The sequence below is a fragment of the Corynebacterium sp. HMSC072A04 genome, assembly GCF_001809235.1.
In the GTDB taxonomy this organism is placed as follows: domain Bacteria; phylum Actinomycetota; class Actinomycetes; order Mycobacteriales; family Mycobacteriaceae; genus Corynebacterium; species Corynebacterium hiratae.
The window spans coordinates 45,295-61,883 of the sequence record NZ_KV796792.1 but is presented as its reverse complement, the minus strand read 5'-3'; the positions used below and the strand labels follow the sequence as shown (position 1 = coordinate 61,883).

Here is a 16,589-nt window from a genome sequence, read left to right as displayed (position 1 = left end):
CCAACAAGCTCAACCAAAGTCAAACCCGCCAAACAAACATTGTCCGAACATCTACCACCAGTTAACCTCTCGGCTACCTCGCGGCGACCTCGATAAATATACGCACACCCCCAACAAACAACAAATCCCCAGGTAGTACACCGAAACGGTGCATCACATGGGGACGTCGCCAAGCACTGCTGCCTAGTAGAGCTCTTCCTCCTGAGTGCGCTCGATGGTCGCCCCCAGCGCTTGCAGGTTCTCTACAAAATTGGGATAGCCGCGATCGATGTGGAAGACATCGTGGACGGTAGTCGTCTCATCGGCACAGAGCGCAGAGAGCACCAACCCGGCGCCCGCGCGAATGTCGGAGCTCCAGACATGCGTTGAAGACAACCGCTCCTGGCCGCGGATGACAACATGGTGGCCATCCACCTGAGCGTCAGCGCCGAGGCGCAACATCTCATCGACGAATCGGAAACGGGACTCGAACACATTCTCCGTAATGATGGACGTGCCTTCCGCAACCGCGGACAATCCAATAGCGATGGGCTGAAGGTCCGTTGGAAAGCCCGGGTAAGGCAGCGTTTGGTAATCCACGGCGGTGGGGCGCCCATCCATACGCACGCGGAAGCCGTTGACATAGTCCTCAATATCGGCACCGGCCGATTTGAGCTTTTCCAAAGGCAGGTGCAGGTGCTTGGGAGCGATGCCGCCCACCGTAATATCTCCGCGCGTCATGACTGCGGCATAGGCCCACGTCCCGGCCACGATGCGGTCACCGATGACCTCGTGTTCCGTCGGCTGGAGCTTGTCCACACCGCGAATCGTGATGGTGGACGTGCCTTCACCAGTGATGTCAGCACCCATTTCCTTAAGCATTAGGCACAGGTCGACGATTTCCGGTTCGCGGGCGGCGTTGTGGAGCTGAGTTTCGCCGTCGGCAAGCACGGCAGCGGTAAGAATATTCTCTGTGGCGCCCACAGAGGGGAAATCGAGCTTGATGCTTGCACCGTGGAGGTGGTCAACTTCCGCCACCACGGCACCGTGCTCGATACGCGTGCTCGCACCCATTTTTTCGAGTCCGGACTGGTGCATGTCCAAGGGGCGGGAACCGATGGCATCGCCACCCGGCAAAGCCACCTTGGCATGACCACACCGTGCCGTCAACGGCCCTAGCACGCACACGGATGCGCGGAACTGCCTCACGGCGTCGAAGTCCGCGTTGGAGTGCAATTGGGCCGGCGTGGTGATGTGCACGGTGTGGCCATCGATCTCCACTGTGCAGCCAAGGCCTTCGAGGACCTTGCGCATCAGTGGAACATCAAGGATTTCGGGACAGTTGGTCAGCGTGGTCGTGCCCTCCGCCAACAGTGCCGCAGCCATCAGCTTCAGCACACTGTTTTTGGCACCATCGACCTTGACGGTGCCCTGCAGGCGCGCCCCACCGGAGACAATAAATTGGTCTTTCACGCCCACCCAACTTACCTACAATTAGGGCAGCGCGCCGATACGACGGGCCGCATTGACTGCTTCATAGCGGGTGTGGGCACCCAATTTGCGCATGACAGAACGAAGATAAGACTTCACCGTTTCGGCTCCGATGCCCATTTCCTCTGCCGCCTCAACGTTGGTATGTCCCAACGCCACGCAAGACAAAACATCGAGCTCGCGCGCAGACAACTTGGTGGTCTGCTTCACGCGCACCGGGGAGACCATCTGGTCACAGAGGGCCTCCAATTCCTTACGGAGGTCCTCATCGTTGACGCGATTAGCCAGCATCCGCAGCTTGGAGTGCGTCGAGCGTACCTGCTCCCATTCGGCGCCGTTCATCACATGACCGCGAGCGGCTCCGCCTTTCCCCCCATCGGCGCGGCGCAGTGCGGAATTAACCGCTAAATCCTGCTCGAGGCAGCGGGCGGTCATGGTGACCTCCTCGATGACCTTGTCGCCCAAGCGGACCGGCGAATGAACACCAACATAAAGAACACCGCGGATCTCACGCTGCACAGTCACCGGCACCGCCACGATGGAGTGCAGTCCCTCGTCCTGGATGTAGCGGTCGTTCTCGTGGCTGATCGTCGTGGCGCGGGTGTAGTCGGATACGCCTACCGCGCGGCGAGTGCTGACAACGCGCCCGCCGACGCCCACATTCGCGTCAATCACCAAGTTCTGCAAGGCCGGGGTACGCAGACCTACCCAGTGGGTAATCTGCAGACGATTATCCGGCAGCAAGGTTCCGTACATCGTGACGGGAATTCCCGTTGCGGTCTTCAGCGACGACAGCGCTGCGCGTACGGCTTCGTCATCATCCTTGAGTCGGTGCGGCTCCATGAGACTCTCTCTTACTCGGGGGTAACCAGCAGGTGCACCCACATTCCCCGCCTGAAACGGGGGTAGGTGAACACTATTTGCGAAGTATAACCGTCCGACGGGGGTAATTCTAAATCGCACCGCGGCCTACTCTGTCACCCCAAATCCCACATACCATGCCCGAATGCTCTGTTCGGAATTTATATACCACTTTGTCTAGTAGCGGAGTGTAAGGTGTCTGCTGTACATCGGAAGTTATTTACAAGGAGTCCACATCGTGGCTGTATACGACAACATTCTAGAAACCATCGGCGGAACCCCGCTGGTCCGCCTCAACCGCCTGACCGAGGGCCTCGGCGCTGAGGTGCTCGTAAAGGTTGAGTCCTTCAACCCCGCAAATTCCGTCAAGGACCGCATCGCCAAGGCGATTGTCGACACCGCCGTGGAATCCGGCGAGCTGAAGCCGGGCGGCACCATTGTTGAAGCCACCTCCGGCAACACCGGTATTGGCTTGGCGCTCGTCGGCGCAGCCCAGGGCTACAAGGTCATCCTCACCATGCCGGAGACCATGTCTAACGAGCGCAAGGTGCTGCTGCGCGCTTATGGCGCTGAAATCGTGTTGACCCCGGGCGCTGCCGGCATGAAGGGTGCCGTAGAGAAGGCCAACGAAATTATTGCCGAAACCCCCAACGCCATCCTGGCTTCCCAGTTCGCTAATGAAGCAAACCCGAAGATCCACGAGGCAACCACCGGCCCCGAGATCTGGGAGGACGCCGAGGGCAAGGTTGATGCTTTCGTGGCCGGCGTCGGCACCGGTGGCACCGTCACCGGCGTTGGTCGCTACCTGCGCTCCCAGAACCCGGATACCTACTTGGTAGCCGTAGAGCCTTCCGACTCCCCCGTCCTGTCCGAGGGCAAGGCAGGCCCGCACAAGATCCAGGGCATCGGCGCTAACTTCGTCCCGGAGGTTCTGGACCGCGAGATCCTCAACGAGGTTCTCACCGCCACCACCGAGGAATCTGTCTCCACTGCCCGCAAGCTGGCCACCGAGGAGGGCCTGCTCGTCGGTATTTCCTCCGGCGCCAACATCTCCGCAGCTCTCAAGCTGGCTGCACGCGAAGAGTTCAAGGGCAAGACCATCGTGGTTGTCGCCCCGGACTTTGGTGAGCGCTATGTCTCCACCATCCTCTTCGAGGACATCCGCGAGGCTTAGAGTTCCCAGCGTGGCTTTCTGCGGGGCGTCGCAAAGCGCACTGCGGTGAGCACCCCGAATAAAAGCGCCCTCTGTGCTAGGGGGCGCTTTTTCTTTCTAGATAGGATGGTTCGCATGCACATCTTGAAGATGATTCGTGAAGACCTCGCCAACGCGCGCGAGCATGATCCGGCTGCGCGCGGCGACGTCGAGAACGCCGTGGTCTATTCCGGCCTCCACGCTATTTGGGCGCACCGCATTGCACACCGCATGTGGAAGCGTGGTTGGCGCGGGCCGGCACGCATTTTGGCCCAGGTGAACCGCTTCTTCACCGGAATTGAGATCCACCCCGGCGCCACGATTGGTCGGCGCTTCTTCATTGACCACGGCATGGGCATCGTCATTGGTGAGACCGCCGAGATCGGGGATGGCGTGATGCTCTACCACGGTGTCACGCTCGGAGGCCAGGTTCTCACGCAGACAAAGCGCCACCCAACGATTGGGGATAATGTGACCATCGGCGCCGGCGCAAAAGTACTAGGACCCATCACCATCGGTGAAGGCTCCGCGGTAGGCGCTAACGCCGTAGTGACGAAAGATGTGCCCGCTTATCACACTGCTACGGGTATTCCCGCTAAGAACCGTCCTCGCAAGAAGGACGAACGAATCAAGCTGGTGGATCCGGACTACTACATCTAAGGGCAGCCGACTCCGTATTTAGAGGTTGCCCTCACGGCTAGTCAGGCGCTGGTATTCAGGGTTCTTCTCAATAAACCGCGCCACGGCGCTGCACGTTGGGATGACTTGGCGGCCTACCGTCGAGTCATCATCCAACGCCGCCTTAATGAGCGGCTTAGACAGGCCTTGGCCTTGAAAGGCCTCAGAGATTTCCGTGTGCGTGAACTCGCGCGTGGCTGCGGAGTCACTGTATTCGGCGAAGCCTGCCTCTTCCCCGTCGACAGTGATGACGAAACGGGATTGATCGGTTTGGTGCGCAACTGAAGTAGTCATGCCGCCCATTAAACCAAAAAGATCAACAAAAAAGCCCCTTCCAACAATGGAAGGGGCTATCTTGTGGCCAGAGCCAGGATCGAACTGGCGACCCCACACTTTTCAGGCGTGTGCTCTACCGACTGAGCTATCTGGCCAGAAGCCACAAGGACTTCGGCGACCCTGACGGGACTTGAACCCGCGACCTCCGCCGTGACAGGGCGGCGCGCTAACCAACTGCGCCACAGGGCCATTTTCAATTATCTCTTGTGCGCTGGGCACGAATAAGTACTCTACACAAAGCTTGAGAAACACACCAAATCAGCATGTCATCTACGGTTTTTAAGAGTAAAGAAGTATCGTCCACGTGACTGCCACGCAGCACCTAGACCTATCGGCCCCCACCCCGCCTTGAGTAGGCTATGACAAGCAAAACGATTCAAGCCCCGAAGGGCGTTTCTATAAACACCGCTCCGAGGCTTGGCATGGCGACCCTGACGGGACTTGAACCCGCGACCTCCGCCGTGACAGGGCGGCGCGCTAACCAACTGCGCCACAGGGCCATCGATATTTTCTTATACACCAACACAGAAGTGTTGGTACCCCCAACGGGATTCGAACCCGTGCCGCCGCCGTGAAAGGGCGGTGTCCTAGGCCGCTAGACGATGGGGGCCCGTTGCCTTGAGGCAACTTTGTAAAAATATACTGGAGACATCCCCACTTAACCAAATCGCCCCGGCAGAAAGGCGGAAAACCATGGCTGACCAGCGCGATACTTGCTCTTGCCACGAGCCCGGTGTTCACGGCTACAACTCCGATAGCGAGCAAAAGGCAAAATACTTAGCGCGACTCAAGCGCATCGAGGGCCAAACCAGAGGCATCCACCGCATGATTGCGGAAGACCAATATTGCATCGACATCATCACGCAGATCTCCGCGGTCACCTCAGCGCTCGAGAACGTCTCCCTAGCGCTGCTAGAAGACCACATAGAGCACTGCGTGGCGGGAGCCGCCGCCGAGGACGGGCAAGTAGCCACAGAGAAGCTAGAGGAGGCAATGCGGGCAATTCGGAAGCTCGTGAAGAGCTAGAGGAGCTAGGGCTCCTTAGCGGGCCACCCTACAACGCAAAAGAGCCGCCCGAAGGCGGCTCTTTCTGTGGGCCCTGCGGGGCTCGAACCCGCGACCTGCGGATTAAAAGTCCGTAGCTCTACCAACTGAGCTAAAGGCCCAACGCCCATCCATCTTAGTAGGTGACACTAAGGAAAAGGAAATGGCCCTCACCTCCAGCGGTAAGGGCCACGACCGAGCGGCATGAGCGATTAACCGCGCATGTCACCCTTCTCCATGAAGTTCACCTGGAAGTCAAAGGCGGTCTTCAGATCGTGCGGGGTGTGCTGGAACTTATTAGCCTTGGCACGCTCGTAGTATTCCTCAAGCAGCGGGCGGTAGTCCGGGTGCGCCACGGCGATAACCTTCTCCACGCGCTCCTTCGGAGCGAGACCACGCAGGTCCGCCACACCGTACTCGGTGATGATGACCATGGTGTCGTGCTCGGTGTGGTCGGTGTGGGACACAAACGGCACGATGGCGGAGATTGCGCCGTCCTTGGCCACCGACGGGGAGACGAAGGTGGAGATGTAAGCGTTACGGGTGAAGTCACCGGAGCCGCCGGTACCGTTCATGATGCGGGAACCGGAAACGTTGGTGGAGTTGATGTTGCCGTAAATGTCGCCCTCAATCATGCCGTTGGAGGAGATCAGGCCAACGCGGCGAATAACCTCCGGGTGGTTGGACACCTGCTGCGGGCGCAGGATGATGTGCTTGGCGTAGCGCTCAGCCTCAGCGTTCATCTTGTCCGCGTACTCCGGGGACAGAGCGAAGGAGGTAGCAGAGGCGACGGTCATCTTGCCGGCGTCGATCAGATCGAGCATGCCGTCCTGGATAACCTCGGTATACGCCTGAATGTTTTCAAACTTGGAGTCCAGCAGGCCGGCCATCACAGCGTTCGGGACGTTACCCACACCGGACTGCATGATGAACTTGTCATACTCAAGGCGGCCGGCAGCGACCTCGCCCTCAAGGAACTCGATGAAGTTCGCAGCAATCTTCTCGGAGACCTCATCCGGAGCCTTGAACGGTGCGTTGCGGTCCGGAGCGTCGGTCTTAACCACTGCCACGACCTTTTCTTCCGGGATCTCAATGTAGGTGGTTCCAACGCGGTCGGCCGGCTTGGTGATCGGAATGGGCTGACGGTTCGGCAGCTTCTCAATCCGGTAGATATCGTGCATGCCCTCAAGGTTGAGGGACTGCCACTCGTTCACCTCGATGATGATCTTGTCGGCGGCCTCAATGTACTCGAGGTTGTTGCCTACGGCCGAGGACGGAACGATGTTTCCGTTCTCGTCGATACGCACGGCCTCAATAATGGCTACCTGGAAGTCACCGTAGAAGCCCTCCTCTACCTGCTGACCGGAGTGCGAAAGGTGGATGTCCTGGTACAGCGCGGAGCCGTCGTTGAAGCGGCCACGCAGAACTGGGTCGGAGTTGTACGGGGAGCGGAAGCGGATGGCGTTAGCCTCCGCGAGCACGCCGTCGCAGTCCGGGGCAGTCGAAGCGCCGGAGAAGACGTCAATCTTGAACTCTTCCCCCGCCTCGTGCGCTGCCTTTGCCTTTTCCGCGATGGCGGTAGGCAGGGCCTTGGGGTAGCCAGCACCAGTAAAGCCGGAGATTCCCACACGGTCACCGTGATTGACGAACTTAGCTGCCTCGTCAGCGCTCATAACGAGCTTCTCAAACGGCGCGTATGCAATTCTCTCAGACATGAGTCCTCCTTTTATGTGCAGAAAAGACCTAGGTTACGGTCCTTTCCTATTAGTTACATGCACCACACTAGCGAATCGGTGGCGAATTTACCGCACTCTGCCCCAAACCGTGTGCACCCTTCACTTTTTTCATCAGAATTTGCCACCCTAGGCTTGTTCCGCGCACAATTGGCGGCGTGACTCTTGCTATCGGAAACATCCAGCTCAACTCCCCCGTTGTCCTCGCCCCTATGGCGGGCGTGACCAACGTGGCCTTTCGCGTGCTGTGCCGCGAGCAAGAGATAGCGAAGACCGGAACCGTCTCCGGCCTCTACGTGTGTGAAATGGTCACCGCACGCGCCCTCGTTGAGCGCAACCCAAAGACCTTGCACATGACCACGTTTGACCCCCAAGAACAGCCGCGCTCACTGCAGCTGTACACCGTCGATCCGAAGTACACGTACAAGGCGGCCAAAATGATCGTGGACGAGAACCTCGCAGACCACATCGACATGAACTTCGGCTGCCCGGTCCCCAAGGTCACGCGCCGCGGCGGTGGTTCTGCCCTGCCCTATAAGCGCCGTTTGTTTGGCAACATTGTCGCTGCGGCCGTCAAAGCCACGGAGGGCACGGACATTCCAGTCACCGTCAAGATGCGCGTCGGCATCGATGACGAGCACAAAACGCACCTCGACGCCGGCCGGATCGCCGTTGCTGAGGGTGCCGCGGCCGTCGCTCTCCACGGTCGCACGGCGGCACAACGCTACTCCGGCCACGCCGACTGGGGAGAGATTGCCCGCCTCAAGGAACACCTAGCGGATACTGGCATTCCCGTCTTGGGTAACGGCGATATCTTCAAGGCAACCGATGCGCACGACATGATGGAACAAACCGGATGTGACGGCGTCGTCGTAGGCCGCGGCTGTTTGGGCCGCCCCTGGCTCTTCGCGGAGCTCTCCGCCCACCTGCGGGGTGAGCCGGTGCCGCCGGAGCCCACTTTGGGGGAAGTCACGCAGATTATGATTCGCCACGCCGAACTGCTGACACAGCACGAAGGCGAGCGCCAGGCCAGCCGCGATATTCGCAAGCACATTGGGTGGTACCTCCGAGGCTTTCCGGTGGGCGGCCAGGTACGCGCGGGGCTTTCTCGCGTCAATTCCTTGGAGGATCTGCGCGAGCTATTGGCGCCGTGGACCGACTCGCCCGCGCTTGCCGACGACGCCGATGGCGCCCGCGGCCGCCAGGGTTCACCCGCCAAGGTCGTCCTGCCCGAAGGTTGGCTCGATGATCCGGAGGATGCCACGGTTCCGGAAGGCGCGGAGATCATGCACTCCGGAGGCTAAGAGCAGAACCTGCCTTGAACGTGTTGCCCGACAGGCACTAGACCAATAGTTGGGCTAAAGTACGTGGCATGCGCGCTGCTTACCGTGAACAGTTGGATAACTTTGCCCATGATCTGATCATCATGAGCACGACCGTCCATAGGTTGATGACTCTTGCCTCCCAGGCATTAATCGAGGCTTCCCTGCAACCAGCCGAGGAGGCCGTGTCGCTGCGCGATGAACTGGATGAGGTCCGCACGCGCTGTGAAGACCGTGCGGTGTCCCTTCTGGCCTTGGAGAACCCCATGGCCAAGGACCTCCGCCAAGTGATCTCCTCCATCTATATTGTGGAAGATTTCTACCGCATGGGCCGCCTATCCCAGCACATTGCAACGAGCGCGCGTCGCCGCCACCCAGAGCCGGTTGTACCGGCAGAAATCATGGGCTATTTCGAGGAGTACACCCGCCTCGTCCTCGACATGTCTGCAGGGCTCAAAGACATCCTCATCACCCGCGATCCGGAGCTCGCGCTGCGCCTGACCGAAGATGACGATGCCGTGGATGACATCAACCATCACCTGCTGCGCATGCTGACCCAGCGGGAGTGGAAGGGAACGGTGCGCCAAGCCGTGGAGACTTCGCAGCTGTCACGCTACTACGAGCGATTCGCAGATCATTGTGCCGCCGCTGCCGGGCGCATCATCTACCTGGCCACGGGCTTGGACCCGGATCGCTATATGCGCAAGCGCGACCAGGAGCAGCGCGACGCCGAGATGGAAGCCCGCATGGCGGAGCTCGAGCGCCAATTCCGCAACTAGGCAGGCGTGTGGGCGTGGGTGATCCACCCGGCTCGATCCGAAGCACAAGAAAGCCGGCGCCTCTCCTAGACCTTAAACAGGTGAGAGAGGGCGCCGGCTTTGGGCACTAGTGGCATTTAGCCGAAGCGGCCAGAGATGTAATCCTCGGTGTCCTTCTTGGACGGGTTTTCGAAGATCTTGGTGGTGTCATCGAACTCGACGAGGTGGCCCGGCTTGCCGGTGGCCTCTAGAGAGAAGAAACCAGTCTTATCGGACACGCGGGCTGCCTGCTGCATGTTGTGGGTCACGATAACGATGGTGAAGTTTTCCTTCAGCTCGTGGATGAGGTCCTCAACAGCCAGGGTGGAAATCGGGTCCAGCGCCGAGCACGGCTCATCCATGAGGAGAACCTCCGGCTCCACGGCAATCGCACGGGCGATGCACAGGCGCTGCTGCTGACCACCCGACAAGCCGCCGCCCGGCTTATCCAGACGGTCCTTCACCTCGTCCCAGAGGTTAGCGCCGCGCAGGGACTTCTCGGCAACTTCCTTGAGCTTCTTCTTGTTCTTCTCACCGGACAGCTTCAGGCCGGCGACAACGTTGTCCTCGATGGACATGGTCGGGAACGGGTTAGCCTTCTGGAATACCATGCCGATGGTGTTGCGGACGGACACCGGGTCAACCTTGGAGCCGTAGATGTTCTGGCCATCCAAGAGGATCTCACCCTTGACGTAGGCACCGGGGATGACCTCGTGCATACGGTTGAGGGTGCGCAGAACGGTGGACTTACCACAGCCGGAGGGGCCGATGAAGGCGGTGACGGCCTTCGCCGGAATTTGCATGTTGACATTCTGTACGGCGTGGAAGTCACCGTAGTAGATGTTCACGTCGTTGAGCTCAAGCTTGGACATGAGTAGTGCTCCTATTGGGGGTAGGTGGAAAGTGAATACGGTTACTTCTTGACGGAGAACTTCGCCGAAACGATGCGCGCGCCGATATTGAGAATCGCGATGAGGACAACCAACGTGAGGGCGGCGCCCCACAGCTTGTCCAAGACAGCCGGATCAGCACCGGACTTGTACATATCCAGCATCATCAGCGGCAGCGAGGACTGCGCGCCCTTGAGCGCATCCCAGTTGATGGAGGACGTAGAGCCCACCAACACCAGCACCGGCGCGGACTCACCCATGATGCGGGCCACGGCGAGCATGATGCCGGTGACGATGCCGGAAAGAGCGGTCGGCAGAACAATGCGGGCGATGGTCTTCCACTTCGGTACACCTAGGGCATAGGAAGCCTCACGTAGGTCCATGGGGACCACACGGAGCATCTCCTCAGTATTGCGAACCACAATTGGAATCATCAGGAGTACCAAGGACAGCGCCACGGCCATACCGGAGCGCTTGAAGCCGAACAGCGTAATCCACATGGCGAAGATGAACAGTGCGGCCACGATGGAGGGCACACCGGACAGAATGTCCACCATGAAGGTGGTGAGGCGGCTCAGGGGGCCACCGCGGGAGTACTCCACAAGGTAAATCGCGGTAAAGATACCAATCGGAACCGAAATAACGGTCGCGATGATGGTCTGAACGAACGTACCGATGATGGCGTGCAGTGCACCACCGCCGGCTTCAGTATCCAAGATGCCGCGCTGAGATTCGGTCCACCACTCGGGGCTCAGGACAGCCCCGGAACCGCGAACAATGAGCTCGAAGAGGACCCACAGCAGCGGAATCATGGCGATGATCATCGTCGCCCACACGAGAGCGGTGGCGATGTTGTTGGTGGTCTTACGGCTCGAGGAAATATCCAGGAAGGTCGGGCCGGAAGAAGCCGGGACAGAGTTAGAGGTTGTAGTCGTAGTCATCTCTGTTCCCTCCTTACTTGCTCTTCACGATGGAACGGGCAATTGCGTTGACCACGAAGGTCAGAAGGAACAGCATGAGGCCTGCGGCGATGTAGGCGCCCGCACGCATCTCATTACCGAACTCTGCGGCCGCCAAGGCGATGGCGGTGGCGAAGGTGGTACCGCCATCGAACAGCGAGAAGCGGAAGTCGACCAACGGGGAGACAACCATGTACAGCGCCATGGTCTCACCCAGCGCGCGGCCCAGGCCCAGCATCGAGCCGGCAATATAGCCGGACATACCGAAGGGAAGGACCGTCATGCGAATAACTTCCCAGCGGGTGGCGCCGAGTGCCAAGGCAGACTCGATCTGGCCCGGAGGGGTCTGCACGAAGACCTCGCGGGCGGTAGCGGCGATAATCGGCAGGATCATCACTGCCAGCACGATGCCACCGGTGAGGACGTTGCGGCCCGTCGCAAAGTGCGGGGAGTTGTCATAGACCTTGAACAGGAAGAAGCCACCTGCCCAGGAGTGCAGCCACGTGTAGAAGCCGGACAATGCGGGGCCGAGAACCTGCCAGCCCCACAGGCCGTACACGATGGACGGCACGGCAGCGAGCATGTCGACGAGGAAGCCCAGCGGCTTCACCAGCTTGGCTGGTGCGTAGTTGGACAAGAAGATAGCAATACCGAGTGCCACCGGCATCGCGATGATGAGAGCCACGATGGAAATCAGCACGGTGTGGCCGAACATGGTGGGAATACCGAACTTCATTGCGTCGGTATCATTGGTTTCCCAACGCTCGCCGTAGGTGAAGAAACCTACGATGCCGCCCTCATTGACGGCAAGCGAGGGAACCGCTTGCCACACAAGGAAGACTGCGATGGCAGCGATCATCACCGTGATCAGCGTGGCGGACGCAGTGGACAGGAATTCAAAGACACGATCGCCCGGGCGCTTGACGCCCGTCTTAACGGCTGGGGTAGGGGCAGCGCCTGCGTCGGATGCATGCACGCTAGGACGAATCGCCGAAACGGCATCCTCCCTCGCGGATGACGCTGTGGTGAGATTATTGTCTGCCATGAGACTAGGGAATCCTTTTCAACGGGATCAATAAAAAATGCGGGACACGCTACCGCCCCCAAAGCGCTCGTTAACGGCGGATTGGGGGCGGAAGTGTGTATGTAAACGGCAACTACGGCACTAAGGCCCGCAGTTAACGCGCTTACTGGATAGCGTCGACAGCTGCCTTCAGGCGCTCGAGGTGGTCACCAGCAACCGGGATGAAGCCTGCGTTCTCCAGCTCGTCATTCTGGTTGTCCAGAACGGTGTTGAAGAATGCCTTCACCAGAGCGGAGGTTTCCTCATCGTAGCCAGCGGAGCAGACGATGTTGTAAGTGGTCAGGATGAGCGGGTAGGCGCCCTCGTCGTTGGAAGCAAAGAGCTTGTCGGAGTCAACAACCATGTTGTGCTCGGAGCCGGTGTCCTTGAAAGCAAGGTGGTCCAGAGCAACACCGACGGACTCAGCGTTGAGCTCAACCGGGCCGTTGCCGAAGTCAATCTTGGCAATCTTGACGCCATCGGCTTCCTTCTGGTGAGCGTAGCCAGCTTCAACGTAGGTGATAGCACCCTCGATGGAAGCGACCTGGTCAGCCACACCGGAGGAACCGTTAGCGCCCTCACCAACAGCATCCGGGAACTGCTTGCCCTCGCTGTCCCAGTTGCCGGTAGCGGCGGTCAGGAACTTCTGGAAGTTGTCGGAGGTACCGGACTCATCAGAGCGGAAGATAACGGTGATGTTCTTGTCCGGCAGGTCGGTGCCCTCGTTCTCAGCCTTGATGGCGTCATCATTCCACTTGGTGATCTCGCCCTTGAAAATCTTAGCCAGGGTGTCGGTGGAGAGGTTGACCTCGGTGTCACCCAGGTTGTAGGCGATAGCAACCGGGCCGATGGTGGTCGGCAGGTGCCATGCATCGTTGCCGTCGCAACGCTCCTTAGCAGCCTCAACCTCACCCTTGTCCTCCTTCAGGGCGGAGTCGGAACCAGCGAAGTCAACGGTGCCACCGTTGAAGGCCTTCACACCAGCGCCGGAACCGGAGGAGGTGTAGGAGAAGTTAGCATCCGGGTACTCGTTCAGGAAGGCCTTCTCGAAGACGGACATTGCGGACTTCTGGGAGGAAGCGCCCTCACCAGAGAGGTCACCGGAGACCTCTACGGAGTCGGAGCCGCCATCGGCGGAATCAGACTCGTTGGACTCGGAGCAGGCAACGAGAGCGGTGGAGGTGGCGGCGACGATGCCGAAGATAGCGGCAGTGCGCTTGAAGTTGCGAATCACGGGGAACCTTTCCGGTACGGATACAAGAGAATGATTTTTCGAGGAAATCGCCCCCTACCCTCTCCAAAGGCAAGCGCGATTAACTCACGGGAAGTAAAGCTATATGCGGAGGGTTAACCCCACAGGGATCAAGAGGTGAACAATCGGTTAACTTGTACCAAAAGGCGGTGAGACTAGTCACTTTCCGCCCAGACGCAGTGCTCCTCCGCAGTACCAAAGCCGAGCTTCTCATAGGCCTTTACTGCCGGCTCATTGTCCGCCTCGACGTACAAGATGACCTTGTCCGCACCTTTAGTCACCATGCGCTGTAAGCCAGCGGTGAGCAACGGGCCACCGAGCCCGCGCCCGCGATAGTCCTCGCTCAGCCCCACAACATAGACCTCACCGAAGGCTGGTATGTCCTCCTCATGCCATTTCAGCCAGTGAAAGCCGGCCATTGTTGGGGTACTGTGTGCACCACCGTGCGAATCCCACAGGAAGAGCACGTCGGCCGGGTCGAACCATTCGGCTTCCATCCCACGGTGTAGGCGCTCTAGGTCCCACCCACCTTGCTCTGGGTGCCAGGAAAAAGCCTCGTTGTTGGCTCGTAACCACTCCGCCTCGACGTGCTCGCGCCCGAAACGCTCGACCGACTCCGTGTACGTGCAGATCTCTAAGCCTTTAACCTTTGCGGACGCTTCCTCCGACGCGCGTAGGTCCCGGCCCTCAATAGCCATCACGAGCAAGCGCCTGACGACGTCCATCCCATTGCGCTTCGCCAACGCTTGCGCTGCTGGGAGGTTGCCGTGTGCCCAGATCTGGGGGGAGGTCGGGAGGGCGTCGACAAGCGCCTGCCCCACCCCGCGCCTGCGGTGTTCGACGTCGACGACGAGCTCTACCGTCTGCCCTTCGACGGCAGCCACGCCTGCTATCTCACCGTCTTCGATTGCAAGCAGGTGGCGGTGCCCAAGGCGACCATCTCGCAGGCCGACCATAAACTGCTCGGAGAACGGCGCATAACCATCGTGCGTTTCGGCGCGTGTGGCCAGCTCCTCCACGCGCTGTGCCAAATCCGGATTCTGCGGCAGGGTAAGGGTCTCAATATTCATGTTTCCCAGCTTACGTGCGGTAGTAATAGAAGGGTGACCGTCATCTATCTCAGCCGCACCGTCGTCCGACTCGCCGCCGTCGCGGGAGTGGTCCTGACCGCATGGTTGGCGGATTCCGCGGTGGCGATGCATGCCGAGCACACCGTGGCGCAGAAGGCGAAAGCCAGTTCCCAGCTGGAAAACAGCCCCAATGTGTACATCGGCGGTGTTCCTTTTACCCTCGGCGCTCTGACCAAAGAGGTTCCTTACCTCGAGGTCAACTCCTCCGACGTGGAGGTGCCCAAGCTCGGGATGGTCAACGCCTCCACGACGCTGCGCGATATCACCATTCGTCCCGAACAGCTCTTCAGCGGGGACCTAGAAGGTGCACCGGTCTCCACTTACACGCGCAGCATTAGCATCGACGGAGTAGCCCTCGGCCGCCTGCTGGGCATTACGGACCTATCCATCGCCAACCCAGATGACATGTCCCCCACCGGCGGCCCGTCTGCCGAAGCGGAGCTCACCGGCACGCTGCCGGGAGACACCACCAAGTCCACGGCGACGGTAACGTTGCGCCTCGTTGGGCCGGAATTTCGCATGAGCGTCTACGGGACCGATGATGAGCGCCTCAAGAAAGCATTCGGGTTGGTCTTGGATACCCGTCAACTACCGTTGCCTGCCCAGGCCACCTCCGTGAAGCTGCACGGCGGTTCCATTACGTTCGAGGTGCAGCGCCGCAACATCACTTTGAAGACGGCGCAGCTCTCCCCTCTCGAAATCGATGGATCGGAGGAAAAGGCCGTCGAGGATGCAGCGCAAAAGGCACAGGACACCGCCAACGAAGTAGGCAGCGCACCGACGACGCCGCCGAGTTGGCGCCAAAACTAGTTGATGCGAACGAGGTCGCGCAGGATCCTGCGGACGTTGCGGTGTATGGGCGGGGCCGGATCGGTAGGAGCGAAGACTTCCAACGCGTCCGCCTCCGATTCCAGATGCACCTCCGTGAAGGTTCCCTCCGACTCTCCGTCTGCCTGGAAGCGGTGCGGCTTCGGGCACACCAAATCCACCTCGACGGCATCCTCAAAGTGCAGCGTTCGGGCATCCGTGACCTTATTCAGCCAGTGGCGGTGATCCACGCCAAAGAGGTGGAGCACGCCCACAAGACCATCAATGCCACCGAGGTCTGACACCCCGAAGAGGCCAAGGCCTTGGTCGAAAGAGTTGCGCGGATTCGTCACCACCGGCAGCGGTCCGAGGAAGGTCCACGGGTTGGTATTCGAGGTGAACATGACGGGCACGTCATCAGCCGAGAAGGTGTCTCCCGAGCCGGAGCGCGCACGCACGCTAATGCGCGGTGGGCGAATGCGGGCGCGCTGATAGGCCTGAAAGGCCACGGCCAAATAGCGCAACGGGGTAGCTGCAAAGCCCATTTCCCGAGCACGGTCCACGCGAGCGAGCACGTCGGCATCCAATCCGAAACCAGCATTAACCGCGAACCATCGGTCATTCCACACTCCCAAGGACACGGTGCGGCGCGTATTGCGTTCCAGCATCCGAGCCAGCACGTGTGCTGCCTCGACTGGAGTATTGGGGAAGCCGAGGGCGCGGACGAAGACGTTGGCGGAGCCCGTGGGAATCACCGCGAGAGCCGGAATGTCCTGGGGGCTGGGACGTTCCGCGGAATCTGCGGGGCCCAACAGCCCGTTCACAATTTCGTTCACCGTGCCATCTCCCCCGAAAACCAAGATGACATCGAAGTCTTCCCTGGTCATGCCCCGCACTATATCCTCCGCGTGCCCCGGATAATGCGTAAAGCGAGCAAGCAGCTGCAGCCCCTCCACGTCCCGAATGACGGGCAGAACCTCACGGAAAAGGGCCGAATTCTGGCTCGTGGAGTTCGGGTTTGAGATCAGCAATGCGCGCATGACCCCCTAGACTAC

16 protein-coding genes and 5 tRNA genes are annotated in these 16,589 nt (G+C 59.8%); 6 read left to right on the top strand and 15 right to left on the bottom strand.

The window, feature by feature from the left end; genetic code table 11:
• Window positions 1-183 precede the first annotated feature (183 nt).
• Both murA and ramA read right to left on the bottom strand, forming a co-directional pair.
• A complete protein-coding gene (gene murA / locus HMPREF2565_RS07840; RefSeq protein WP_071407109.1) occupies window positions 184-1,452 on the bottom strand; it encodes a UDP-N-acetylglucosamine 1-carboxyvinyltransferase in 1,269 nt (422 codons plus the stop codon).
• Window positions 1,453-1,473: 21 nt separating this feature from the next.
• Complete coding sequence (gene ramA / locus HMPREF2565_RS07835) at window positions 1,474-2,313, bottom strand: acetate metabolism transcriptional regulator RamA (protein WP_046649294.1); 840 nt, start codon at window positions 2,311-2,313, stop codon at window positions 1,474-1,476.
• Window positions 2,314-2,566: 253 nt separating this feature from the next.
• Here ramA and cysK point away from each other — a divergent pair, with 253 nt between their 5' ends.
• Together cysK and epsC are read left to right on the top strand one after the other, a co-directional pair.
• Window positions 2,567-3,505 (top strand): cysteine synthase A, encoded by a 939-nt coding sequence (gene cysK / locus HMPREF2565_RS07830; protein ID WP_305764375.1) that lies wholly within the window; start codon window positions 2,567-2,569, stop codon window positions 3,503-3,505.
• A 114-nt stretch (window positions 3,506-3,619) separates the two neighbouring features.
• Entirely contained in the window at window positions 3,620-4,183 is a 564-nt protein-coding gene (gene epsC / locus HMPREF2565_RS07825; RefSeq protein ID WP_141745899.1) for a serine O-acetyltransferase EpsC, read from the top strand.
• An 18-nt stretch (window positions 4,184-4,201) separates the two neighbouring features.
• On the opposite strand, the gene HMPREF2565_RS07820 is transcribed toward epsC, so the two are convergent.
• The 5 genes from HMPREF2565_RS07820 to HMPREF2565_RS07800 form a co-directional block, all read right to left on the bottom strand.
• On the bottom strand, window positions 4,202-4,504 hold the full coding sequence (locus HMPREF2565_RS07820; protein WP_071407106.1) for a GNAT family N-acetyltransferase: 303 nt from the start codon (window positions 4,502-4,504) through the stop codon (window positions 4,202-4,204).
• Window positions 4,505-4,559: 55 nt separating this feature from the next.
• Window positions 4,560-4,632, bottom strand: a tRNA-Phe gene (locus tag HMPREF2565_RS07815).
• Window positions 4,633-4,652: 20 nt separating this feature from the next.
• A tRNA-Asp gene (locus tag HMPREF2565_RS07810) sits at window positions 4,653-4,726 on the bottom strand.
• Window positions 4,727-4,960: 234 nt separating this feature from the next.
• Window positions 4,961-5,037 (bottom strand) — tRNA-Asp (locus HMPREF2565_RS07805).
• A gap of 34 nt (window positions 5,038-5,071) precedes the next feature.
• Window positions 5,072-5,147, bottom strand: a tRNA-Glu gene (locus HMPREF2565_RS07800).
• Window positions 5,148-5,230: 83 nt separating this feature from the next.
• Here HMPREF2565_RS07800 and HMPREF2565_RS07795 point away from each other — a divergent pair.
• The gene (locus tag HMPREF2565_RS07795; protein WP_046649297.1) at window positions 5,231-5,563 is read left to right on the top strand and encodes a metal-sensitive transcriptional regulator; all 333 of its coding nucleotides are present in this window, start codon (window positions 5,231-5,233) and stop codon (window positions 5,561-5,563) included.
• A gap of 67 nt (window positions 5,564-5,630) precedes the next feature.
• Here the strand turns inward: HMPREF2565_RS07795 and HMPREF2565_RS07790 are convergent.
• Window positions 5,631-5,703 (bottom strand) — tRNA-Lys (locus tag HMPREF2565_RS07790).
• Window positions 5,704-5,793: 90 nt separating this feature from the next.
• On the bottom strand, window positions 5,794-7,296 hold the full coding sequence (locus HMPREF2565_RS07785) for an acetyl-CoA hydrolase/transferase family protein (protein ID WP_046649298.1): 1,503 nt from the start codon (window positions 7,294-7,296) through the stop codon (window positions 5,794-5,796).
• A 176-nt stretch (window positions 7,297-7,472) separates the two neighbouring features.
• Between HMPREF2565_RS07785 and dusB the strand changes: the two genes are divergently transcribed.
• Both dusB and phoU read left to right on the top strand, forming a co-directional pair.
• Window positions 7,473-8,618 carry a tRNA dihydrouridine synthase DusB gene (gene dusB / locus HMPREF2565_RS07780; protein ID WP_071407105.1) on the top strand — a complete coding sequence of 382 codons (1,146 nt, stop codon included), beginning with the start codon at window positions 7,473-7,475 and terminating at the stop codon, window positions 8,616-8,618.
• A 68-nt stretch (window positions 8,619-8,686) separates the two neighbouring features.
• Window positions 8,687-9,415, top strand: coding sequence for a phosphate signaling complex protein PhoU (gene phoU, locus HMPREF2565_RS07775; RefSeq protein WP_049157153.1), 729 nt, complete (start codon window positions 8,687-8,689; stop codon window positions 9,413-9,415).
• A gap of 116 nt (window positions 9,416-9,531) precedes the next feature.
• On the opposite strand, the gene pstB is transcribed toward phoU, so the two are convergent.
• The 5 genes from pstB to mshD all read right to left on the bottom strand — a co-directional run bounded on the left by pstB (window position 9,532) and on the right by mshD (window position 14,667).
• Window positions 9,532-10,305, bottom strand: coding sequence for a phosphate ABC transporter ATP-binding protein PstB (gene pstB, locus HMPREF2565_RS07770; RefSeq protein WP_046649300.1), 774 nt, complete (start codon window positions 10,303-10,305; stop codon window positions 9,532-9,534).
• Between the two features lie 41 nt (window positions 10,306-10,346).
• Window positions 10,347-11,264: a phosphate ABC transporter permease PstA gene (gene pstA, locus HMPREF2565_RS07765; RefSeq protein ID WP_046649301.1), complete on the bottom strand. Its 918-nt coding sequence runs from the start codon at window positions 11,262-11,264 to the stop codon at window positions 10,347-10,349.
• Between the two features lie 13 nt (window positions 11,265-11,277).
• A complete protein-coding gene (gene pstC, locus HMPREF2565_RS07760; protein WP_046649302.1) occupies window positions 11,278-12,327 on the bottom strand; it encodes a phosphate ABC transporter permease subunit PstC in 1,050 nt (349 codons plus the stop codon).
• A 142-nt stretch (window positions 12,328-12,469) separates the two neighbouring features.
• Window positions 12,470-13,579: a phosphate ABC transporter substrate-binding protein PstS gene (gene pstS, locus HMPREF2565_RS07755; RefSeq protein ID WP_046649303.1), complete on the bottom strand. Its 1,110-nt coding sequence runs from the start codon at window positions 13,577-13,579 to the stop codon at window positions 12,470-12,472.
• Between the two features lie 173 nt (window positions 13,580-13,752).
• Window positions 13,753-14,667 (bottom strand): mycothiol synthase, encoded by a 915-nt coding sequence (gene mshD / locus HMPREF2565_RS07750; RefSeq protein WP_071407104.1) that lies wholly within the window; start codon window positions 14,665-14,667, stop codon window positions 13,753-13,755.
• 33 nt (window positions 14,668-14,700) lie between these two features.
• Between mshD and HMPREF2565_RS07745 the strand changes: the two genes are divergently transcribed.
• Window positions 14,701-15,537, top strand: coding sequence for an LmeA family phospholipid-binding protein (locus HMPREF2565_RS07745; protein WP_071407103.1), 837 nt, complete (start codon window positions 14,701-14,703; stop codon window positions 15,535-15,537).
• On the opposite strand, the gene HMPREF2565_RS07740 is transcribed toward HMPREF2565_RS07745, so the two are convergent.
• On the bottom strand, window positions 15,534-16,574 hold the full coding sequence (locus HMPREF2565_RS07740) for a diacylglycerol/lipid kinase family protein (RefSeq protein ID WP_046649305.1): 1,041 nt from the start codon (window positions 16,572-16,574) through the stop codon (window positions 15,534-15,536). The genes HMPREF2565_RS07745 and HMPREF2565_RS07740 overlap by 4 nt on opposite strands.
• Window positions 16,575-16,589 lie beyond the last annotated feature (15 nt).